We start from the raw sequence: 22,705 nt of genomic DNA, 5'->3' as shown, positions 1-22,705 counted from the left end.
CTATTTATCCACCCAATTGTATTTAAGGTTGTTTTCGTCTGCGATTTGATAATAGGCTCTTGGGTCTTCGTACGCCTTAAAGCTTTGCTCCAATGCGATCGTTTTACGCAAGTCTGATACGCTTGAGGTATGTTCAATCGCAAACTTCACTGCTGTTTTCGCACGGTAGATCACATCGACATCCACTACAGTACTCATAGATAGCAAACGACGCTTCGCCATTTCTACATCCCTAAATGACTGTAATTGCTCAACCACAATTTCAGTTCGATGGGCTTCAAAAGTGAGATTAGGGTCAATAACATATTTCTGAGCTAAAGTGCTAGATAGCTGATTCACCATATCAATAATAACTTGCTGTTTGTCACCGACATATTGCTCAGGCTCAAAATATTCAGCGTCAGTGTAGCGCCAGTCTAGCTGCCAAGAATTTGTATGGGGCGGCTGAAACAAACGGGCGGTGATAACGCGCTCCGCCTCATAACGCAATGACGCATCTTCTACTTCGTTAGAAAAGTTTCCCCACACCTCTGCGATACTCACATTACTGCGATCTTCAAGATCCATCAGAGGAACAACGACCGGCACGCCCCACTCGTCCGCAGTGTCATAAATCAAGCGTTCGAGTTGAGGGTAGCTTTCTTGCGTAACAAACTCTCGGCGGAAGTTATCTTCGATCACCATCCAAATCGCGACCATAGGACGGCGGTTGCCCCAAAGCGGTAAGCCAGCTTCTCTGACTAGATCTTCGACCTTACCAGGCTCAAACTCCACCTTTATTTTGGTTACGCCTTGTCGATCATAATATTCATATCTCAGCATGTAATCTGAGATGCGCTTAAGGCTCGCTTGGATAGAAGGGTGAGAAAAATCATCGGCTTTACCTGTGAGCTTTTGCAACACTTTTAATAATGCCTGTTGGCTCGCTTGCGCTCGCGTTGCGCGAGATTTGTCGCTAACACTCAGCGAGGCTTCATATAAATTTTGAACTTCTACTGCTTTTGCCGTCATAGCAAAACAAAACAGTGCAATAAGGATCAGCCTGATGATCATAATGTCCATGTTTTTCTGACTATAAAGCCTGATCCTAAATCAATCATCTGCTTAAAGCAAAGGACAACGAACAATATCATGAAATTTTATAAAAACATGATAAATAACAAAATATTAATCTTATATTCAGTGTTATTTGAAGCTAAATGAGACCTGATTCTTACCCTTTCCTTTCGACTCATAAAGCGCTTGATCAGCAACTTTTAATAACGATTCCGCACTGAATTCCACGCCCTCAGAAACCGCCATACCGATGCTGCATCCGACATTTACCAACTCACCATTGGTAAGCAAGATATCTTCATTTATCACGCTCAAAAGGCGATTTGCTAAGCTTTCAAGCAAGTCTCTGGCAATTTTTTCATTAATCACAAAGACAAACTCATCTCCACCAATACGACAAACAAAGTCATACTCTCGTAATGCTTCTTGTAGACGTCTTGCTACATGTACCAAAACCTCGTCACCACTATGATGGCCGTGATTATCATTAATCGGCTTGAAGTTATCTAAGTCAAGATACCCTAAATACACATTTACTGGCTGTCGCATCGAGCGAGCAGACATTTTATTTAGCTCGTTAAATAGGTATTTTCGATTCGCCAATTGCGTAAGGTTATCGTGGTAGGCATCAAACTCTAGCTTTTCTTGAAGTGATTTGCGCTTTTCGACCTCTGTTCTTAATTCTTCTAAACTCGCACTAAGTTCATGGGTGCGTTTTTCTACCATTGCTTCCAATTCAAGCTCATGTGTTTTAAGCGCTGTATTCGCTTCAATGAGTGCTTGCTGGTTTGCAAATGCATCCATCGCAGAGGCAATAACATGACTGACGGTATACAACAAATCCACCATGGCTTCTGAATATTCATCGCTACGACGGTAGGATTGGATCACAAACGCGCCTAAATGCTTGTCGCGATTGATTAGCGGAAAGCACAGCCATTGCTTGGGGAAACTGCCTAACATTTCAATAACCCCTTTCTCGGTCAGTGCCATCAAAGCATGCTCAGAATAGTTCTTTACACTGTCAGAGCGCAGCGCATAACTAGTAAGCGTTTTGTCTATTTCTGTGCTAGTTAGGCTATTTAATTCCTCGAGCGAAATACTGTCTTTGACATCATGGAAATAGGGAAACTCAAACTCGCCATCTTGTCTTTGCAAAACCACATAGAAATTGTCCGCGTAAGTAATTTTTTGCACAATACAGTGCACATTCAACAAGAAGTGCTCCAAAGATTCGCTGGTGTTTAAGCACGAAACGATATCTGTCATGCTATCTATTACTTCAGGAAGTTCTGCCATCGTTGAGCGCCCTTTTGAATCGTTAATTCTCAATCTCACAAAAGCTTAACTAGCAGTGCTAAAAATTACCAGAAATCAATTACTTTTTTATCCGCTCATCAGGATGCCTGAGGTCTGTTGACCTTTCAATCTGATGTGTAACACTTTAAAATTTGCTGACTAGAGTCTAAACGGAATACATAATGAAATACTTACATACTATGGTACGTGTACGCGATCTTGATGAATCCATGAAGTTTTATTGCGACCTCTTGGGTCTCGTTGAAGTGAAACGTTATGACAGTGAACAAGGCCGTTTTAGTTTAATTTATCTCGCCGCCCCTGATCAAGTTGAGCAGGCGCAGCAAAGCTTTTCTCCTACTATCGAACTTACCTATAACTGGGATCCGGAAGAATACACTGGTGGTCGTAATTTTGGCCACTTGGCCTTTGCCGTAGAAAACATTTATGCACTTTGCCAAAAGCTGCAAGATGCCGGTGTGGTGATCAACCGACCACCGCGCTGTGGTCACATGGCATTTGTTAAATCTCCAGATGGCATTTCGATCGAATTACTCCAACAAGGTGATGCATTGCCTCCAGCCGAGCCTTGGCAGTCAATGGAAAACACGGGTAGTTGGTAATAATTGCTGGTAATCGCTAAAGCACCGGAGCGATGTATCTAACCTGAAATCAGAATAACTACCGCTCCTTCCCCCTTACTTCAATAAGCAAGATGGTAGCTTTTAAGCAATTTCACCAGTTGCTTTTTGAAAGGCTTGGAATCTAACACCTGTTGTAGCGCCTCAAAATCCGATGCTGAATTTTTAGGCGCCAATATTGCTCTAAAATAAGTTTCATGAGGATTTTGAGAAAAGTGAAACACTCGCTTCCAACCATTTTTAGCAACAAGATATTCTGTCGTAGAGCGACTGACGATCGCAATACTCACCCGCCTTTTGAGGATCATCTCCAATAGAGCTTCTTCGGAATTTACGTTCACTCGCTGGATATTGGCTTGCTCTACTCCTTGATCTAAGTGGCGGTAGTAGTACCCAGCAATAGCGCCAACTTGATTACCGTACAATGAGCTTGGGTGATAATATTCAAACGGTTGCTCTACATGCGAGACGAATTCGTCCGTGTCATACATTAACGGGCCGCTCCACAAATACTTTTGTTTTTTGCGGTCATCAAACCAAGCTGGGTTTACCCCTAAAATAAAACCTTTGAGCGTTTGCTGTTCGAGCTGCTTATCTAAGCGTTTACGTGGTACAAAACGTACTTCTACCTGCAGCTCTTTTTGCACGGCATTAATCAGTTTGGCTAAATCAAAATAAAGACCTTTTTGCGCTTCTAGATCAATAATATAGGGCGGCTTATGATGATATACGTAAAGAATTTGGGTTTCAGCGGCTGTCACTGAAAAGGCTACCATTAACCAAGTGGAAATGGCAATAAAGTACTTTTTTAACACTGAGTGCCTCGTGTCTAACCTAAACTTTTAATACAGTCTAAAACTACAGCCTAGCTCCTTCTCGGCACATCAGTTAATTCCTTTTGCATGTTTTTAAATGAGCAAAGGGACCAAAGGCCCCTTATTTTACAAAAATATAACAAAAACAAATTATGAACAAGTAATAACTGTGATCTGTATCACCCGTTTAATTACTTTCCATTATTTCTGCCTTAGTATTAGGCAATTACTGACAACCATCTTTATTATAAGACACCTTCAGCGCTGCCCCCGTTGGTGCGCCTGACACTTTCAAGTATCCCCAATATTCAGATTGCGCACTTATCTCAATGCACTCTTGGTTACCTTGATTGAACGAGCTTGCGTCCACATTAGTGCCGTTTGGCCATCCTGCATTGCTGTATTCAAGCCCAAGATCACCACTACCATGGGCTGTTTTGATCACCACCGATTGTTGACCACTTACATTCTCAAGGCTAAACCACATCGGCTCTTGGCTTCCAAGGCAAATTGTTTCATCCGCTGCTAATCTACCATTAGAGACACTACCCTGCGACTGACATACGTCCTCTATTGTTGAATTTGTTACGATTTCCCCTAACAACTGCACACTTTCAAAGCGATTATAACCATGTAGCATAATGTAATAGGTGCCAGCGGTAGGTGTAGTGATTTCACATACCTCTTCGTTACCGGATTGATATGGTCTGCAATCATACTCGCTGAACGTTGGCGTCGAGCCTAACTTAACGTAAAGATCGGCATCACCTGTACCTCCAGACGTGCTGATGACTAATTTATCAGTGCCAGCAGCGACATCGATTGAAAATGCAACTTGTTCATCTTGCTCGCCCGCAACCGTGACAGGTACGCCAGACTGTAGTTTGTTTGAAGTCGTTGCGTTTACAGTAGCCACTGTATTACTAGTGTGATTCAAACCGCTAGAATCGCTCACCGTTAAGCTAATTTGATACTCGCCTGCTTGCACATAACTGTGCGTAGGATTGGCTTCATTACTTTGACTGCCATCACCAAAACGCCACAGGTAAGTGAGTGCATCACCATCAGGGTCGATACTACCTTGGCTTGAAAATAGTATCGCTTGATTAACGTCACCAGAGTATGGGCCATTAATCACTGAAGTTGGTGCGTTATTCTGACCACCAGCGGCAAGCTCGTTGCACCATTGAACAAACTCTGATTGATACTGTGATGCGAGGCGGTCCATACGGGCTTGGTACGCATTCCAATTTGCTTGTCGCGTTTCCTGTCGCATTGCGAGCACTTCATCAAAGTGTTTTTCATACAGGAATCTCACCCCTAAATAACCCCAACGGTAAATTCTATCTTGATCAAAACCGTCATACGTCGTGCTGAATATTTCGGCTAGCGTATATACTGAGCCATCTTTGATTGTATCTATTGCGGCTTGATTATCATTGAGGTTTGCAATGTACTCAGCCACCCCTTCACTCCACCAGACGATAGGCTTAGTCGGAGCATTAAAGTCACCATAAAGATCAAAACGCCCATCAAGATAATGTACGTATTCATGCTCTAAGTTCCAGATGTAATGATCCGGCTTTGCATAACTGGCCTCGTATGCAACAAAATTAGCAACGTTATTCACATCGCTAGGATTACCCTCTAAATACATACCACCGTTGTCGGTGCTGATTTTAAAAATGGCTTTGGCATATTTTTTATAGTCTGCACTGCTATTAAAGATATTCACTTGTAGAAAATCATTGTTATCATCGGCAACCGGTAAGCGACCAGTTTCCAGCATGATGTGGAATCGTCCTTCTTCCGCTTCCATGGTTTGACACGCTGAAGTCAATTGCTGAGCGGTGAGCGCTTGTGCTCTAATCTTTATTGTATCGCTACAACTATGTTGTTGAGAAAGTACTTTGCTCTCAAGTTCTTTATCAAAATTACAAATACCAAACTGGCCACAATCAGCATAATAGGTCGCGACATCAGCCGCAGCTAACCAGACACCATCGCCAAAACCATAACTGTTATAACGCGAGAATAAAGCGGTTAATTGCGTGTCGACTGACTCTTGAATAGCTGCACCACTGTATAATTTAAGTCGAGCCAATTCGCTAGCAGCATTGATGATTAGATATTCAGAGTCTGAATTTACCATCCAAGTTTGTGCGGTGAAACTCCCTAGTAAACTCACCAATTGTTGATCGTTTTTAATCAAAGCGACAAAGTTATCATTCCACTGACCACGATATAAGATAGTGAAAATGCCGTTTACCGCACTGCGCATATTCCACTTTTGAGCGTAGCTTTCATTCCATTTAGATAGCCATGCTTTTACAACTGGCAGATAGTGCCCTTGTAGTTCCGATGAATCCATTGTAGTAATAGCCTCACCGAGTACTTTACCATGAGCATCATTGTCGTCGTAGAAATGGCTATTACTAACAAAAGCATCCAATGCATCTTTCACCGCAGGCTTAACCCAAGTAGCGAAAGTCACCTGATCATTGTAAAACTCAACATAAAAGCCAGCGCGAATAAATAAATAAAGCGCCTCGAGGTCGGCACTGCCGTTGCCTGAATAGCTTTGCGAAAGCGACTTGGCATTTTGCGCCGCAGCGTACATTTTATCTGAAGTGAATACTTGTGTTTGGATGCTGCTGTCAGCGGAGAACAAAGCATTGATACAGCTCGTACCCTGTTGCTTTATTTCAGTAACAATTTGGCTACTGCTCGCACTTGCTAAGCTATTTAAATCACATGCAGCAATCGCTTCACTTTGGCCCACTGCCAGCGCTTGCAATAATGGCGTGTGTTTAGAAGATAACAGCGGCATGCTTCTTGTTGGTGAGTGTGCAACGGGTGCTCTATCATGCAAATCTTTGTGCTCATGGCCATGGGAAATGTTCGTTTCCACTTGAACCGATGCATCGAGCGGCTTAAAGAGTCGCTGTGATTCTTGATGTGCGTTGGCTGAATTTATCGCTGTAAGCGCTGATAACGCCAAAGTGAGTTTTGTAATTTTCATCATTTACCTTTCCTGTTGTGTATCCAAACCCGATTGGGTTATAGGTTTTTAACACTAAAATTACAATGTATACAATATATTTTATATAACTTTATGGAATAGTGGCTCGACGGAAAAGCCATCATAATCTTAAAAACGGATATGCAAAGGGAAGGTCGTAGCTTATACATACACCCAATTGGTTGATCTTTATGATTAAAAGTCCAACCAATTGACGAAAAGAAGGAATAAAAATTTATAGTGAGTGGAATAAATTAGATCTTATCAATATGGGAAATAGCGCCAGAAGTGATTTTTACTCTCACTCGATAAGTGGATAGCGTGATTGAATAAACACCGTCATTTGGTTTTTGTGCTAATAAATGCTGTAACCCTAACAGCAACTCATCTGTATCGTTACCACAGCTGGTGTTTCTTGAATCTAGGTATTCTTTTCCCTGCTTCATGGCCTTATCCAATACCACTGAAGCGACTTGCTGAGTAGACTTATTTTTCAACGTCTTAAACAATGCGCTTTTTAATAAACTCATGGTTATTCTCCTGATAAAGATACCGGCTCATACGCAAATATCATTTATGAACCGGTGCCTGATTGGTTTTGGGAACAATCCGAGTGTAACAAGCTCGCACTAAAAGTCTAAATCAAATTCGTTTCAAACTATGTCAGATGTGTATGACCCCTACGCTATCTCAGCTAAATAACCTGAGGTTTGGATAAGGAATGAGCCAACTCATTGTTTTTTAACTACATCAAATTATTTCCTAATCTAGCCAGAGAGTTTTAGGGATAACCAGGCGAATTTACGCACCAATAGCTGGCTATTGGCAGTGAATTCAACGCAGTTAGCGCTAAAACTAGCTGCTAGAAAGGCATTAATTATTCGAAGCTCAGGTTAAATAATTTATTTGCTCGGCAAGCTGCTTACCAGAGAAAAGCTTCGGTACAAAGTGTAATAGGTTTAAGGAAAGCTGGTGCTCTGAGCGGGTGGTATTTACTAAGCTGGGTAAAGTGCCTAATTCGCTGCTTATATCGTGCCAAACGGGATTAGCCTCATTGAGCTTGTCATAAGCAATCGTATTGAACTCAAAATTTTCAAAATATTCATCAACTAAGAACAAGGGCTGAGTGAGCTTGAGCGAATCAAGTAACTCACGAGAGAGGTTTTGTCGAGCTTCAGAACTATTATTGGTAAAGAAGTGATCTGGTAGATTATAGCCAATGATTAAATCAGAACTTGCATATAAGCTATTGGTATACAACAAAGCAGTAAGAATAAGATAGGTATCGTACCTTGCTAAGCTCACACCTTGCAAAAGCTCACTCTGCTTACTAAGGTCAATCGCACAGCGACTACGCATGATACGCCAAAAACAATGTTGATTCAGGGAGAGGTCCCGCGCGCCAGCGCCTGCCAACTTAGATTTCCAACTCGATATAAACAATTCAAACCCTTCTGTTTTGAATTGATCGACTTCAAATGACATCCTTTTCTCCTCAAATTGTTTGTACCAAAAAATATACAGGCATCAAACAAAGCTATAAGAATTTAGAAAAATGGCAATTACACTGCATTACAGCAGAAAAAGTAAAAATAAAAAGCAGTTAAGACTGTTATAGTAAAAAGCCCGCGGATGCGGGCTTTAAAAGAAAGGATTACTTGTATTCAACTTCAATGATTTCATATTCAACAGCGCCGTTCGGCGTTTGAATATTCACTGTATCATCTAGTTCTTTACCGATTAATCCACGCGCAATCGGTGAATTAACAGAAATCAAGTTGTTCTTAAGATCGGCCTCGTCGTCACCAACGATACGATAAGTTACTTCTTTGTCTGTATCTACATTCACAATAGTCACAGTACTACCAAAAATAACCTTGCCGTTGTTCTGCATTTTGGTCACGTCGATGATTTGCGCTGTTGACAGTTTAGCTTCAATTTCTTGAATTCGGCCTTCACAAAAACCTTGCTGCTCACGTGCAGCATGGTATTCAGCGTTTTCTTTTAAGTCACCGTGTTCACGCGCTTCTGCAATATCTGCAACGATTTTCGGGCGAACAACTTTTTTTAAATGATTCAGTTCATCACGAAGCAATTCTTCGCCTCGTACTGTCATCGGAATTGATTGCATAAGTATCTCACTCATTGCCAGAGCTGACGCTCTGGCTTTGTTCTTTTTAGTTCAAACGCTGGTGTAGTTCTTGAACAGAGTTTACAGAACTTCTGTCGTCAGCTTCATTTGCTGTACAGTTTGCAAACGCTGCATTTAGCGTAGTGGTGTAGTTAGTCTTATGCTGAAGTGCACCACGACGTAACACCTTCGAGTCCTCAATAGCTTGGCGACCTTCGGTAGTATTAACGATATAGCTGTACTCACCATTCTTGATACGGTCAAGAATATGAGGACGGCCTTCGAATACTTTGTTTACGCGACGTACTTCAATACCCGCTTCTTCAAGCGCTTTCGCCGTACCATTCGTTGCATCTAACTCAAAACCAATTGCTTTCATTGTCTTAGCTAGTCCAACTACGCGTGCCTTATCACCATTACGCACAGATAGTAGCGCGCGACCGCCACGTGGTAAAGTGTTTGATGCACCTAATTGGGCTTTTGCGAATGCTTCGGCGAAGTTTTCACCAACCCCCATCACTTCACCCGTCGAGCGCATCTCTGGACCACGCATTGGGTCAACACCTGGGAACTTAGCGAATGGCAATACCACTTCTTTTACACTGTAATATGGAGGGATAACTTCCTTCGTTACACCTTGGCTTTCAAGAGACTGGCCAACCATACAACGTGCAGCAACCTTTGCAAGTGCAACGCCTGTTGCTTTTGAAACAAATGGTACTGTACGAGCAGCGCGCGGGTTAACTTCAATCAGGTAAACTTGACCATCTTTCACTGCGAACTGGGTATTCATCAGGCCAACAACACCTAGCTCCAGCGCCATGTCACGGACTTGCTTACGCATCACGTCTTGAATATCTTGCGGCAGCGTGTGTGCTGGTAATGAACAAGCCGAGTCACCCGAGTGAACACCCGCCTGCTCGATGTGTTCCATAATACCGCCGATGATAACGTTCTCACCGTCACAGATAGCATCTACGTCTACTTCAATTGCATCATCTAAGAAACGGTCAAGTAGTACTGGGGCTTCATTAGAAACAGACACCGCTTCTGTCATGTAGCGACGTAAGTCGTCTTCATCGTACACGATTTCCATTGCACGACCACCAAGTACGTATGATGGACGAACAACCAGTGGGAAGCCAATTTCTTGTGATTTAGCAACCGCTTCTTCTAGTGAGGTTACCGTTGCGTTTTCTGGTTGTAGTAGGTTTAGACGCTCTACAAGCTGTTGGAAGCGCTCACGGTCTTCTGCGCGGTCGATAGCATCAGGAGAAGTACCAATCACTGGCACACCATTCGCTTCAAGATCTCGTGCCAGTTTAAGTGGAGTTTGACCACCATACTGAACGATCACGCCTTTTGGCTTTTCAACACGGACAATTTCTAGCACGTCTTCCAGTGTAATTGGCTCGAAGAATAAGCGATCAGACGTATCGTAGTCTGTTGAAACCGTCTCTGGGTTACAGTTAACCATGATAGTTTCATAGCCATCTTCACGCATAGCAAGGGCTGCGTGTACACAGCAGTAATCGAATTCGATACCTTGACCGATACGGTTAGGACCGCCACCGATAACCATGATTTTGTCTTTGTCAGAAGGATTCGCTTCACATTCTTCATCATACGTTGAGTACATGTAAGCGGTGTCTGAGCTAAACTCTGCAGCACATGTGTCTACGCGCTTGTAAACAGGCAGAATTTCAAGCTGGTGACGCTTCTTGCGAATTTCTTTTTCTGATACGCCTGCGATTTCGGCAATGCGAGCATCTGAGAAACCTTTACGCTTCAAGCGGCGCAGGAAGTCTTTGTTTAGACCTGCCATGCCCACTTCAGCGATTGTCGCTTCATCTTTTAAGATGTCTTCGATTTGCACTAGGTACCAAGGGTCAACTTTAGTGAGTTCAAATACCTCTTCAACAGACATACCGTGACGCATCGCATCAGCAATGTACCAAATACGCTCAGCACCTGGCTCGCGTAATTCACGGATGATCGTTTCTTTTGCGTTTGGCGCGTCTAGTGCAACGATTGGGTTCAGACCCGTTGCACCCACTTCTAGGCCTCGTAGTGCTTTTTGTAATGATTCTTGTTGGTTACGACCAATTGCCATTACCTCACCAACCGACTTCATTTGCGTAGTTAGACGGTCGTTTGAACCTGCGAATTTTTCGAAGTTAAAACGAGGGATCTTAGTCACTACGTAGTCGATTGACGGCTCAAATGATGCTGGAGTTGCACCACCTGTGATGTCGTTTTGAAGCTCATCAAGCGTATAACCTACGGCAAGCTTGGCTGCGATTTTAGCGATCGGGAATCCCGTTGCTTTTGACGCAAGTGCAGAAGAACGCGATACACGCGGGTTCATCTCGATGATAACCATACGGCCATCAACAGGATTGACACCAAACTGAACGTTTGAACCACCAGTTTCAACACCAATTTCACGAAGTACCGCCATCGAGGCGTTACGCATGATTTGATATTCTTTATCAGTTAGCGTTTGTGCTGGTGCAACTGTGATTGAGTCACCAGTGTGTACGCCCATTGGATCGAAGTTTTCGATTGAACATACGATGATACAGTTGTCGTTTTTATCACGAACCACTTCCATCTCATATTCTTTCCAGCCTAATAGGCTTTCATCGATAAGCAGCTCATTTGTTGGTGATAGGTCAAGACCACGAGTACAAATCTCGTCAAACTCTTCCATGTTATACGCAACACCACCACCGGTGCCGCCCATCGTGAATGAAGGACGAATAATACATGGGAACCCGATACGAGTTAAGATATCGTGCGCTTCATCCATTGAGTGTGCAATTTCAGCACGAGGACATTCTAAGCCAATATTTTTCATCGCCGCGTCAAAACGCTCGCGGTTTTCCGCTTTATCGATTGCATCTGCAGTCGCACCAATTAGCTCAACGCCATGTTTAGCAAGCACACCGTGCTTATCTAGGTCTAGCGCACAGTTAAGAGCTGTTTGGCCACCCATAGTAGGCAGCACCGCATCAGGCTTTTCTTTTTCGATGATCTTTTCTACCACTTCCCAGTGAATAGGCTCGATGTAAGTTGCATCCGCCATTTCAGGATCAGTCATGATAGTCGCTGGGTTAGAGTTTACAAGAATAACTCTATAGCCTTCTTCTCTAAGCGCTTTACAGGCCTGAGCACCAGAGTAATCGAATTCACATGCTTGGCCGATAACGATTGGGCCTGCGCCCAAAATCAGAATGCTTTTTATGTCGGTACGTTTTGGCATTATTACTCCGGTCTAATTAAGCGTTGCGAGATTGCATTAATTCAATGAAATGGTCGAATAGCGGTGCCGCATCATGTGGACCAGGACTTGCTTCAGGGTGACCTTGGAAGCTAAACGCTGGCTTATCAGTACGGTGAATACCTTGCAGTGTGCCATCGAACAGTGACTTGTGCGTTGCACGTAGCGTATCAGGAAGCGTTGCTTCATCAGCAGCAAAACCGTGGTTTTGTGCAGTGATCATCACGACATCACGATCTAAGTCTTTAACCGGGTGGTTACCACCATGGTGACCAAACTTCATTTTTACTGTTTTCGCACCAGAAGCGAGTGCTAATAACTGATGGCCTAAACAAATACCAAAAATAGGTGTATCTGTTTCTAAAAATGCTTTGATTGCTTCAATGGCATAAGTACATGGCTCAGGGTCGCCAGGGCCATTTGATAGGAAGATACCATCAGGGTTTAATGCAAGTACGTCAGCAGCGGAGGTTTCTGCTGGAACAACGGTTAACTTACAGCCTCTATCAACTAACATTCTAAGAATGTTCTTTTTCACACCAAAATCGTACGCAACAACATGGAATTTTTCTTCTTCAGCAGAAAGCGTTTTAAAGCCCTCGCCTAGAGTCCAGCTTGATTCACGCCATTCAAACTGAGATTCTGTTGTTACTACTTTTGCTAAATCCATCCCTTTCAAGCCAGGGAATGCTTGCGCCGCTTCTAGCGCTTTTTGCTCGTCTACTTCCTCACCTGCGATAATACAGCCATTTTGGGCGCCTTTATCACGTAAAATTCGAGTTAGTTTACGAGTATCAATATCTGCGATCCCTAAGATATTGCGTTCTTTCAAGTAATCACTCAATGATTGTTCGTTACGGAAATTACTCGCAAGCAGTGGTAAGTCACGGATCACTAGGCCTTTTGCCCAGATCTTGTCCGCTTCCTCATCTTCGCTGTTAGTACCGGTGTTGCCGATATGTGGGTAAGTAAGCGTAACGATTTGTTCCGCGTATGAAGGATCCGTTAAGATCTCTTGATACCCCGTCATTGACGTATTGAATACCACCTCACCGACTGACATACCGTCAGCACCGATAGCAGTACCGCGAAACACCGTGCCGTCTTCAAGGACTAACAGAGCGGATTTAGTCAAGTTAACCTCCTAATAGTAAAAAACGGGCGAAAGCAAAACGCTCAACATCCCGTCTACAAAGCGCTTGGTAACACGCAGTTATTAAAATTTTGGCAAATTCGTTATAGTCTACAGCATGAATGCCTTTTCGTCTAATACAAATCACAAAAATTATAAAAATAAGCCATTAAACTCTTTTTTTGCTTTAAAGCCTCAAAATGTTATACTTACTTCTTTAAATCTAGCACATCTTGCATATCATAAAGGCCTGCTGGTTTATCTTTTAGCCACTGCGCAGCCCTTACAGCACCTGATGCAAAGGTCAATCTCGACGCTGCTTTATGTGTTAATTCAAGCCTTTCCCCCATTGTCGAGAAGTAAGCTGTATGTTCACCTACTATATCTCCCGCTCTAAGGACCGAATAACCGATTTCTTGTTGAGATTTCGCTTCATGGCTCTGACTTCTGTCGTAAACCGCAACCTCATCATGTTGCCAGCCTTTTGCTTCTGCAATCGCCTCTCCGATAGCGAGCGCAGTACCTGAGGGCGCGTCGATTTTGTTGCGATGGTGCGCTTCGAAAATTTCAATATCCATGTCGTCAGCCAGCTTTTGTGCGGCTGTTTGTACTAAGTTTAGTAGCAGGTTAATGCCAACGCTATAGTTGCGAGAAAACACAATTGGGATATCTTTTGCGGCCTCCACCAACAGCGCCATTTCACTTGCTGTCAGTCCAGTCGTACCGATCACCATCGGTTTTTTAGCGGCAATTGCAGCTGATAAATGCTGCTTCATGCCCTCTGGCAAAGTGAAGTCTATTAATACGTCAACATTTTCAAGCTTACTTTGCTCGGAGCTAAAACAGATATTTGCGTCTGCTTGAGGCTGCAATTGATTAACTGCTTTATCAAGATATTGTGAATTATCTCGTACAAAAGCGTTGGCCAGCTCTACTTGTTGCGACAAATAACAGGCTTCAATCAATGCTAACCCCATTCTGCCATTCGCACCGTAAATACCTATTCTTGTCATACGTTACCCTTTTTATTTGCGATGTTGATTATCCACAAGGCAGCAACGATGGCTAACCGGATAATAGAAATGTGTTTTTGCGGGAGTAGAGTTTACCGTATCTGTGTGTCATAGTCAGTTAAGTTGAAAATAATAAAACATTAGACTTTAGACGTCTAAACATATAAACTGCCGCGCTCGCTCACCTATTGAAGTTGAGAGATTTTCATCTTATACCAATTGCATTAAGTAAATGGGCTATTTTGAAGCGGAGAAATAGCTTTAGTAGCTAGGCAAAAATTTTGCTATTTAGTTGTTCTAAATGAGAAATTTTTAACGACGCTAATATGCTAACTCACCCTTCAAATTGGTTGGAGAATTAATACATTGGTATTAGGTGTGTTGTGCGGTTTTACAGCTGGCTATTGGCTGTGCTTTATTGTTGGGGAGTGCTATGCAACCAAATTACAATCAAACAAAGGCAAAACTATCATTATTGCCGCTGTTGACCTTTGTAGGAATTTTTCTTGGCGCAGGATTGTATTTGCAATCGCAAGGCGTTGACTATGCGTTTTATCAATTAAAGGCTCCTGTTGCGATTTTACCAGCCATCGTTCTCGCTTTTTTACTTAATAAAGATACCATCAACCGCAGCGTCGAAACTTTTATTCAAGGCGCAGGACACAGCAATATTATCACCATGTGCCTCATCTATTTATTAGCAGGTGCTTTTTCTGCGGTTGCAAGTGCCACTGGCGGTGTTGACGCTGTGGTTAACGCCGGTTTATCACTTATTCCTCCGGCATTTTTATTACCCGGCTTGTTCCTTATTTCTGCTGTCGTCTCTACCGCAATGGGAACCTCCATGGGCACAATTGGTGCAATTGGACCTATTGCTGTTGCCGTCGCGATGAAAACCGGAATTGATCCAGCACTTATGGCTGGTACCATCGTTTCGGGCGCAATGTTTGGCGATAACTTATCCATTATTTCTGATACCACAATTGCAGCAACGCGAACGCAAGGCTGTGAAATGAAAGATAAATTTAGAGAGAATCTAAAAATAGCCCTACCAGCTGCACTGCTGACTGTTTTACTCTTGGTGTTTTTAACACCAGAGCCGCAGATTGTAGAAACCAAGCCGTTTGATTGGTTATTAGTTTTACCATACGCATTTATTTTGGTCTTGGCGGTGATTGGTATCAATGTTTTTGTTGTGCTCTTTAGTGGTATCGTTTTTGCTGGCTGTATGGGTTTTGCCGGTGACTATCAAGGCGCTGCGTTCTTAAACGATATCTATAAAGGCTTTAGTGATATGCAGGAGATTTTCTTGCTGTCGATGTTCATTGGTGGTTTATCTGAATTTATTCGTATCAATGGCGGCCTAGATTTTTTAGCCAAACAGATCCAAAAAATTACCAGCATTATCGCGAAATGGCACCGTCAAGTTGCTGATCAACTCGGCATTGCTGCACTCGTGCTAACAAGTAACTTGTGTATCGCAAATAACACGGTAAGTATCATAGTTGCAGGCCCTGTTGCTAAAAAACTGGCTGAAGATGGAAAGATCTCAGCTAAGCGTTCGGCAAGCTTATTAGATATTTTTGCTTGTGTTATGCAAGGCTCTTTACCCTATGGTGCACAAGCACTGTTACTCGGGGCCACGTTTAAAATCAGCCCTTGGGACGTATCTAGCTCTTCTTATTACTGTTTCATTTTGGCTTTCACCGCCATTACCGTTATCTGCCTGAGAAGAAATAAAGCATAATTTATTCGGTTTACGCGCCCAACTTTGGGCGCTTTTGTTATACTTTCATTTTTAACGCTATCCGAATTAATAAATGAAAATCAACACGCTCATCATTTCCTCCTCACTCGCTTTTAGCACATTTGGTTATGCTGCTGATTGGAGTACAACACAACTACATATAAACCACGGTGATTTCAAAAACCCGTTTACCAGAAGCGAAGCAACGGCAACGGTTTACTCATTACAACATGCGTCTGGATATCGCTACGGCGATAATTTCTTCTTTATCGATTACAGCAAAGATAACCTTCGTGATGGTTACCAAGATGGTGACTTTTATGGAGAGTGGTATTCAAGCTTGTCGATGTCAAAGGTTGCTGGCTTTAAGTCTTCTTTCGACGCCATAGCTGACGTTAGCTTAACCATGGGTTTCAATGCAGCCGGAGACGCTAAGGTGATGAAATACTTGCCTGGTGTCAAAGTAAATTGGAATTTTGACGGGTTCAATTTTTTCTCTTCTACATTCACACTTTATCAAGACGATAGCCAAGGTATTAGTCATGGCGGTGCGCCTAAAGAAAGTGATAGTTGGATGATAGATCTCGCATGGGGTTACCCCTTTACAATTGGCGAGCAAAAGTTCTATCTCACAGGTCACGTAGAATATATTGGCAAGCGAGAGAACGAGTTGGGTAATGACGTAAAAGGCTGGTTGCTCGCGCAGCCAATTCTACAATGGGATCTAGGCAACGCGATAGGTATGCCTGACAACCAGTTAATGTTAGGTGTTGAATGGCAATATTGGCGTAACAAACTTGGCACAGATACCAATGAATCTGTTCCCCAGCTACACCTAGCGTGGACTTTCTAACTCTGAACTCGCTTTTGACCTTTGATTTTACTCTGTGATGGTTGAGTCAAAGGTACCCATTATTTATCAGCTCCCAACTGATACATCTACCATTCAAAGTATAAAGAGCAGTGTTGTGGTAATAGTTTTTTGTGATGGATTAGTGCTCACACCAAGATAGCGCAACTTCCAATAGCGACGAATTCGTCGATACACTGGCGGCCACTTTTTGCTGCTCAGATAACAGCGCATTATAAGATGCAATCAACTCTGGGAGCTGTAATGTATAAACATATTTCTCCATATTGCTGCCGTAATCACTTTGGAGCAATATGGGTAAAGTCGAAATAAGAAACTCTACTTGATCTGCTTTTGGCTGTATACCATTTCTACTTTTTTGAAAAATTAGCTCCTGCCAAGTAAACACAATAGATAATTCTTTATCCTCTACCGCACTTAGCTGAGTTTTCACTGTATTTATATAGCGCCTATAGTTTTTCCACTGATTGGCAAGCAGGTAAACATTTAATAAATTTAACCCTGTATAACTCGCTTCGTATGCTTGCTCTGCTTTTTGATGATAGAGGAAAGCTTGCCTATATAGTCTTGCAGCATGCTGATACTTACTCATATCAAAATAAACATTAGCTAAGTTATTGTTAAGTGCCGCTTCCAGTTGTTCATCCTTCACCTCAGACAATGTCGGCGCTAAAATATTGATTGCTTCTTCTAACTGCCCTGTTGTTCGATATAAAACGGCAAGATTATTAACGATAAGTGGCCTTTGCTCGTGAGTTGAGTACTTAAGTGCACATTCATAGTTTTTTTGCGCAAGCGCAGGCTTACCGATCCGGCGATAATAAATCGCGAGGTAATTTGCAATTTGCCCCTTTTCGGACTGCAAATACGCAAGCCACTCAGTATTGTCGGAAAATAGCGCTACTATTTCACGAATTCTGACCGTATCGTTTGTTTTAATTGCAGCTTCTAAACCGGCGCGATGTAACTCATAGAGACCTTTAGAGGGCTGTTCTGGAAGTTTGGGTAACGCTGCTTCATATACTCGAGTTGCTTGTGTTGGGTTAGAGATGTTTAAATCTTGAATAACCTGCAATGTCTTAAACAATTCATCAGGGGCGAGTACTGTCAGAGAAGAAACTATAATTAAAATTGGTAGCACTTTCGCTCTCCGATTTCCTGATTTAAAGTAATCATAGTGAAGCTTCCGCTGGTTGGCAAAATGCCTGAGCGTGCAGCAGTATAAAATTGCTAGCGACTTCACATTAAACACATCAAATCCATTAAAGTGGGTTATCAAAACATGGACTCTGTGACTACAAAAACTAAAAGCAGCACAACAAGGTATTTAATCGATGCAGAAAGACACAGTAATTACACAGTCACAGCTTAATAAAAAGATGACACAGGCTATCGAGTATTTTATTTCGGGCCAAGACCAAGCAGCAGAGCAAGCATTTCAGCAACTATATCAACAACAGCCTACTCAGCAGGTTATTTTATATCTCGCACAATTGGCACAGCGTAGACAAGCCGGGAGTGAATGGATTGAACAGCTTGAAGCACTGCTGCATAAACACCCAGATGTACCAGATAGCTATTATATTCTCGCTCGCAGTTATCAACAAAACAGACAACTACCACTCGCAGCTCAAACCTTCTATCAAGCGCTAGGGTGGCGCTTGCAGCATGACGCACTGACAAACATTGCAGCAGTTCAATCATCCGAAGTACCAATACATGAAAGCGCGAGCTCAACTAAACTAGCTCCTGAAAACGCATTACACCTATTACTACAAACATTGTCATCCTTAAAAAAGGCGGGATTTTATGCTTTTCCTACGGCTGGTACTTTGCTTGGGTTAGAGCGTGAAGGTCAACTCTTAGAAAATGATAAAGATGTTGATATTGGTATCGACTGGTCTCACATGGAAAGCGTAATCGAACATTTACAGCATCTTGGCTGGCAGGAAGAAGCGCAATCCTATGGACTTATAAACCCTCGATGTTTTCGCCACCAATCAGGCTTAGTGCTTGACCTTTGCGGTTATGCCACAGAGCAAAGCACTGGAGACACAATATCAGGTTTATGGATGCAAGACGTACCTTTTACTTGGAATAGAGTGACGCGTTTCTCTGCTATTCAAGTTGTGAGCATCAGCTCACCTGCTGGAGAAATTTGTTATCCCCAGTATCCAGAGCAAATCTTACAAGCATTATATGGGCTGGATTGGAAAATACCTGACGCAAATTTTGATACCATCGTTTGCGCCCCGAATATTATGCAAGATTCCTACTTATATTACTGTTATGCCTACTCTCACCTCTACACTGAGTGGAAAAAAGGCAACTTCAAAAAAATGCATGCCATGATTAAGGTGCTATTAACGTTCAAACCTCATGACGGTCTTTTAAAAAATCTTATGCAGTTCGTACAAAAGCAGATGAAATCACAACAACCGTGCCGTGTTTTAGCGCTTGGTTTTTTTGATCTGCTTCACCCTGGTCACCTAACGTATTTGTCGTTAGCGAAATCACACGGAGACTACTTAGTTGTTGGGGTCGCACCGGATGCTTTTGCGTTAAAAAGTAAGGGACGACCGCCAATAATGGATCAAGACGAGCGCTTAAGTATTATTAAGTCATTAGCATGCGTAGATAAAGCGGTTTTAGTCGGTGCACCAATGGCTGATACTGAGCGAGCAGCGCACTGGATCGCACAACAAAGAGTAAACCTTGTGATCTGCGGTGATGAATGGCAACACACGCCCCGCTGGCAGGCATTGGAAGCCGCTTTAGCACCACAAAATATTCAGGTTGTTTATATCCCTTATACCCAAGGAATTTCTAGCACTCAAATTAAAGAAAGAATACAAAACTTCAATGAGAGTTAACGCTGTGTATCTGCTGGGAGCGAGTGTTGAAACTGGTTTTAATGTACATGTTTTTTGCCGGAACTTCATTTCAAGCCATCGGCGGGTAAACCGCCTCCCCCCATGTTGCACTGTGCTGATACTGCGGTAGGAGCGAGTTCACCTCGCGATGTGTTGATTGGCTTGCGAGGCTTTATATCTCAAATTTCTATACCCCAAACAGCAAAAAACCCGCTGCATTACTGCAACGGGTTTCTCTATTTGGCCCTGGCGATGTTCTACTTTCACATGGGTAATCCACACTATCATCGACGCTGTTTTGTTTCACTTCTGAGTTCGGCATGGGGTCAGGTGGGTCCAAAACGCTATAGTCACCAGGAAAACTGGGTGCAAATGTCTAATGACATCGTGCCTCGCACGAGCATTCCATTTTCGCAAGGTGAACCAATTTCGCGATACCGCTTAGGTTGGTCACCTTGTTTAATTCTTAAATCTGGAAAAAGCTATTAAATTCTTTGTCTACTTTAGTCTATTAACTTCTGTCGCTTATAAACCACTTTGGCGTTGTATGGTTAAGCCTCTCGGGTAATTAGTACGAGTTAGCTTAATGCCTCACAGCACTTCCACATCTCGCCTATCAACGTTGTAGTCTTCAACGGCCCTTCAGTTGACTCTAAGTCAAAGTGAGAACTCATCTCGAGGCCTGCTTCCCGCTTAGATGCTTTCAGCGGTTATCAGTTCCGAACGTAGCTACCGGGCAATGCAATTGGCATCACAACCCGAACACCAGTGGTTCGTCCACTCCGGTCCTCTCGTACTAGGAGCAGCCCCTCTCAATTCTCAAACGCCCACGGCAGATAGGGACCGAACTGTCTCACGACGTTCTAAACCCAGCTCGCGTACCACTTTAAATGGCGAACAGCCATACCCTTGGGACCGACTTCAGCCCCAGGATGTGATGAGCCGACATCGAGGTGCCAAACACCGCCGTCGATATGAACTCTTGGGCGGTATCAGCCTGTTATCCCCGGAGTACCTTTTATCCGTTGAGCGATGGCCCTTCCATTCAGAACCACCGGATCACTATGACCTACTTTCGTACCTGCTCGACGTGTCTGTCTCGCAGTTAAGCTTGCTTCTACCATTACACTAACCGTACGATGTCCGACCGTACTTAGCAAACCTTCGTGCTCCTCCGTTACTCTTTGGGAGGAGACCGCCCCAGTCAAACTACCCACCAGGCACTGTCCTCAACCCCGATTCAGGGGCCTAAGTTAGAACATCAACACTACAAGGGTGGTATTTCAAGGTCGGCTCCACAGAAACTAGCGTTCCTGCTTCAAAGCCTCCCACCTATCCTACACATGTAGGGTCAATGTTCAGTGCCAAGCTGTAGTAAAGGTTCACGGGGTCTTTCCGTCTAGCCGCGGGTACACAGCATCTTCACTGCGATTTCAATTTCACTGAGTCTCGGGTGGAGACAGCGTGGCCATGGTTACACCATTCGTGCAGGTCGGAACTTACCCGACAAGGAATTTCGCTACCTTAGGACCGTTATAGTTACGGCCGCCGTTTACCGGGGCTTCGATCAAGAGCTTCGCCTAAGCTAACCCCATCAATTAACCTTCCGGCACCGGGCAGGTGTCACACCGTATACGTCATCTTACGATTTTGCACAGTGCTGTGTTTTTAATAAACAGTCCCAGCCACCTGGTCACTGCGGCTCTCGTTTGCTTACAGAGCAAGTCCTTCACAAACAAGAGCGTACCTTCTCCCGAAGTTACGGTACAATTTTGCCTAGTTCCTTCACCCGAGTTCTCTCAAGCGCCTTAGTATTCTCTACCTGACCACCTGTGTCGGTTTAGGGTACGATTCAGTATGAACTGAAGCTTAGAGGCTTTTCCTGGAAGTAGGGCATCAACAACTTCACCACCTTAGTGGCTCGTCTCGACTCTCAGCCTTGGCAACCCGGATTTTCCTAAGTCACCAGCCTACAGCCTTTCACATGGACAACCAACGCCATGCTTGCCTAGCCTGCTCCGTCCCCCCATCGCATTCATACCGAGTACGGGAATATTAACCCGTTTCCCATCGACTACGCTCTTCAGCCTCGCCTTAGGGGTCGACTCACCCTACCCTGATTAACATGGGATAGGAACCCTTGGTCTTCCGGCGGAGGAGTTTTTCACTCCTCTTGTCGTTACTCATGTCAGCATTCGCACTTCTGATATGTCCAGCATGCCTCCCGGCACACCTTCAGCCACTTACAGAACGCTCCCCTACCCCGCATACTTACGTACGCAGCCGTAGCTTCGGTGGTATGTTTAGCCCCGTTACATCTTCCGCGCAGGCCGACTCGACTAGTGAGCTATTACGCTTTCTTTAAAGGGTGGCTGCTTCTAAGCCAACCTCCTAGCTGTTTTAGCCTTCCCACATCGTTTCCCACTTAACATACACTTTGGGACCTTAGCTGACGGTCTGGGTTGTTTCCCTCTCCACGACGGACGTTAGCACCCGCCGTGTGTCTCCCGGATATTACTTTACGGTATTCGGAGTTTGCAAAGGGTTGGTAAGTCGGGATGACCCCCTAGCCTTAACAGTGCTCTACCCCCGTAAGTATTCGTCCGAGGCTCTACCTAAATAGATTTCGGGGAGAACCAGCTATCTCCCGGTTTGATTAGCCTTTCACTCCTAGCCACAGGTCATCCCCTAACTTTTCAACGTTAGTGGGTTCGGTCCTCCAGTTGATGTTACTCAACCTTCAACCTGCCCATGGCTAGATCACCGGGTTTCGGGTCTATACCCTGCAACTTAAGCGCCCAGTTAAGACTCGCTTTCGCTAC

15 protein-coding genes and 2 rRNA genes (1 of these 17 cut by a window edge) are annotated in these 22,705 nt (G+C 43.7%); 4 read left to right on the top strand and 13 right to left on the bottom strand.

The genetic code is table 11. The features are described 5' to 3' along the window. Both PNC201_RS06990 and PNC201_RS06985 read right to left on the bottom strand, forming a co-directional pair. Positions 1-1,062 (bottom strand): DUF2066 domain-containing protein, encoded by a 1,062-nt coding sequence (locus PNC201_RS06990; protein ID WP_102056595.1) that lies wholly within the window; start codon positions 1,060-1,062, stop codon positions 1-3. A gap of 123 nt (positions 1,063-1,185) precedes the next feature. Then, positions 1,186-2,355 (bottom strand): sensor domain-containing diguanylate cyclase, encoded by a 1,170-nt coding sequence (locus PNC201_RS06985; RefSeq protein ID WP_102056594.1) that lies wholly within the window; start codon positions 2,353-2,355, stop codon positions 1,186-1,188. A gap of 182 nt (positions 2,356-2,537) precedes the next feature. Between PNC201_RS06985 and PNC201_RS06980 the strand changes: the two genes are divergently transcribed. Then, positions 2,538-2,978, top strand: coding sequence for a VOC family protein (locus PNC201_RS06980; protein WP_010604034.1), 441 nt, complete (start codon positions 2,538-2,540; stop codon positions 2,976-2,978). 80 nt (positions 2,979-3,058) lie between these two features. Here PNC201_RS06980 and PNC201_RS06975 read toward each other — a convergent pair whose 3' ends face one another. The 8 genes from PNC201_RS06975 to dapB all read right to left on the bottom strand — a co-directional run bounded on the left by PNC201_RS06975 (position 3,059) and on the right by dapB (position 14,392). Further along, the gene (locus PNC201_RS06975; RefSeq protein ID WP_102056593.1) at positions 3,059-3,811 is read right to left on the bottom strand and encodes a substrate-binding periplasmic protein; all 753 of its coding nucleotides are present in this window, start codon (positions 3,809-3,811) and stop codon (positions 3,059-3,061) included. A 226-nt stretch (positions 3,812-4,037) separates the two neighbouring features. Further along, positions 4,038-6,836, bottom strand: a complete 2,799-nt coding sequence (locus PNC201_RS06970) for a collagenase (protein WP_102056592.1) — start codon at positions 6,834-6,836, stop codon at positions 4,038-4,040. A gap of 251 nt (positions 6,837-7,087) precedes the next feature. After that, positions 7,088-7,363, bottom strand: a complete 276-nt coding sequence (locus PNC201_RS06965) for a hypothetical protein (RefSeq protein WP_010604031.1) — start codon at positions 7,361-7,363, stop codon at positions 7,088-7,090. A 358-nt stretch (positions 7,364-7,721) separates the two neighbouring features. After that, positions 7,722-8,318: a hypothetical protein gene (locus PNC201_RS06960; protein WP_102056591.1), complete on the bottom strand. Its 597-nt coding sequence runs from the start codon at positions 8,316-8,318 to the stop codon at positions 7,722-7,724. Positions 8,319-8,487: 169 nt separating this feature from the next. Beyond that, positions 8,488-8,964, bottom strand: a complete 477-nt coding sequence (greA, locus tag PNC201_RS06955; protein ID WP_010377973.1) for a transcription elongation factor GreA — start codon at positions 8,962-8,964, stop codon at positions 8,488-8,490. A 46-nt stretch (positions 8,965-9,010) separates the two neighbouring features. Beyond that, positions 9,011-12,229 (bottom strand): carbamoyl-phosphate synthase large subunit, encoded by a 3,219-nt coding sequence (gene carB, locus PNC201_RS06950; RefSeq protein WP_102056590.1) that lies wholly within the window; start codon positions 12,227-12,229, stop codon positions 9,011-9,013. Between the two features lie 16 nt (positions 12,230-12,245). Then, positions 12,246-13,382 (bottom strand): glutamine-hydrolyzing carbamoyl-phosphate synthase small subunit, encoded by a 1,137-nt coding sequence (gene carA / locus PNC201_RS06945; RefSeq protein ID WP_045962293.1) that lies wholly within the window; start codon positions 13,380-13,382, stop codon positions 12,246-12,248. A gap of 206 nt (positions 13,383-13,588) precedes the next feature. Beyond that, entirely contained in the window at positions 13,589-14,392 is an 804-nt protein-coding gene (dapB, locus tag PNC201_RS06940; protein ID WP_010604027.1) for a 4-hydroxy-tetrahydrodipicolinate reductase, read from the bottom strand. Positions 14,393-14,825: 433 nt separating this feature from the next. Between dapB and PNC201_RS06935 the strand changes: the two genes are divergently transcribed. Continuing rightward, positions 14,826-16,139: a Na+/H+ antiporter NhaC family protein gene (locus tag PNC201_RS06935; protein ID WP_102056589.1), complete on the top strand. Its 1,314-nt coding sequence runs from the start codon at positions 14,826-14,828 to the stop codon at positions 16,137-16,139. Positions 16,140-16,212: 73 nt separating this feature from the next. Next, positions 16,213-16,992, top strand: coding sequence for a nucleoside-binding protein (locus PNC201_RS06930; RefSeq protein ID WP_102056588.1), 780 nt, complete (start codon positions 16,213-16,215; stop codon positions 16,990-16,992). Between the two features lie 139 nt (positions 16,993-17,131). Here PNC201_RS06930 and PNC201_RS06925 read toward each other — a convergent pair whose 3' ends face one another. Next, positions 17,132-18,151, bottom strand: a complete 1,020-nt coding sequence (locus PNC201_RS06925; protein WP_199539688.1) for a tetratricopeptide repeat protein — start codon at positions 18,149-18,151, stop codon at positions 17,132-17,134. Between the two features lie 193 nt (positions 18,152-18,344). Between PNC201_RS06925 and PNC201_RS06920 the strand changes: the two genes are divergently transcribed. Beyond that, complete coding sequence (locus tag PNC201_RS06920; RefSeq protein ID WP_102056587.1) at positions 18,345-19,883, top strand: adenylyltransferase/cytidyltransferase family protein; 1,539 nt, start codon at positions 18,345-18,347, stop codon at positions 19,881-19,883. A gap of 244 nt (positions 19,884-20,127) precedes the next feature. On the opposite strand, the gene rrf is transcribed toward PNC201_RS06920, so the two are convergent. Beyond that, positions 20,128-20,241, bottom strand: a 5S ribosomal RNA gene (rrf, locus tag PNC201_RS06915). Between the two features lie 189 nt (positions 20,242-20,430). After that, a 23S ribosomal RNA gene (locus tag PNC201_RS06910) occupies positions 20,431-22,705 on the bottom strand (it continues 610 nt past the right edge of the window).

Origin of the sequence: Pseudoalteromonas sp. NC201 (assembly GCF_002850255.1) — a bacterium.
Taxonomy (GTDB): Bacteria; Pseudomonadota; Gammaproteobacteria; order Enterobacterales; family Alteromonadaceae; genus Pseudoalteromonas.
This window is presented reverse-complemented; position numbering and strand designations above follow the sequence as displayed.

Excerpts from the sequence above, each read along its gene's own strand:
- PNC201_RS06990 (WP_102056595.1), bottom strand. The coding sequence starts at position 1,062 with ATGGACATTATGATCATCAGGCTGATCCTTATTGCACTGTTTTGTTTT.
- PNC201_RS06985 (WP_102056594.1), bottom strand. The coding sequence starts at position 2,355 with ATGGCAGAACTTCCTGAAGTAATAGATAGCATGACAGATATCGTTTCG.
- PNC201_RS06980 (WP_010604034.1), top strand. The coding sequence starts at position 2,538 with ATGAAATACTTACATACTATGGTACGTGTACGCGATCTTGATGAATCC.
- PNC201_RS06970 (WP_102056592.1), bottom strand. The coding sequence starts at position 6,836 with ATGATGAAAATTACAAAACTCACTTTGGCGTTATCAGCGCTTACAGCG.
- PNC201_RS06965 (WP_010604031.1), bottom strand. The coding sequence starts at position 7,363 with ATGAGTTTATTAAAAAGCGCATTGTTTAAGACGTTGAAAAATAAGTCT.
- PNC201_RS06960 (WP_102056591.1), bottom strand. The coding sequence starts at position 8,318 with ATGTCATTTGAAGTCGATCAATTCAAAACAGAAGGGTTTGAATTGTTT.
- greA (WP_010377973.1), bottom strand. The coding sequence starts at position 8,964 with ATGCAATCAATTCCGATGACAGTACGAGGCGAAGAATTGCTTCGTGAT.
- carB (WP_102056590.1), bottom strand. The coding sequence starts at position 12,229 with ATGCCAAAACGTACCGACATAAAAAGCATTCTGATTTTGGGCGCAGGC.
- dapB (WP_010604027.1), bottom strand. The coding sequence starts at position 14,392 with ATGACAAGAATAGGTATTTACGGTGCGAATGGCAGAATGGGGTTAGCA.
- PNC201_RS06935 (WP_102056589.1), top strand. The coding sequence starts at position 14,826 with ATGCAACCAAATTACAATCAAACAAAGGCAAAACTATCATTATTGCCG.
- PNC201_RS06930 (WP_102056588.1), top strand. The coding sequence starts at position 16,213 with ATGAAAATCAACACGCTCATCATTTCCTCCTCACTCGCTTTTAGCACA.
- PNC201_RS06920 (WP_102056587.1), top strand. The coding sequence starts at position 18,345 with ATGCAGAAAGACACAGTAATTACACAGTCACAGCTTAATAAAAAGATG.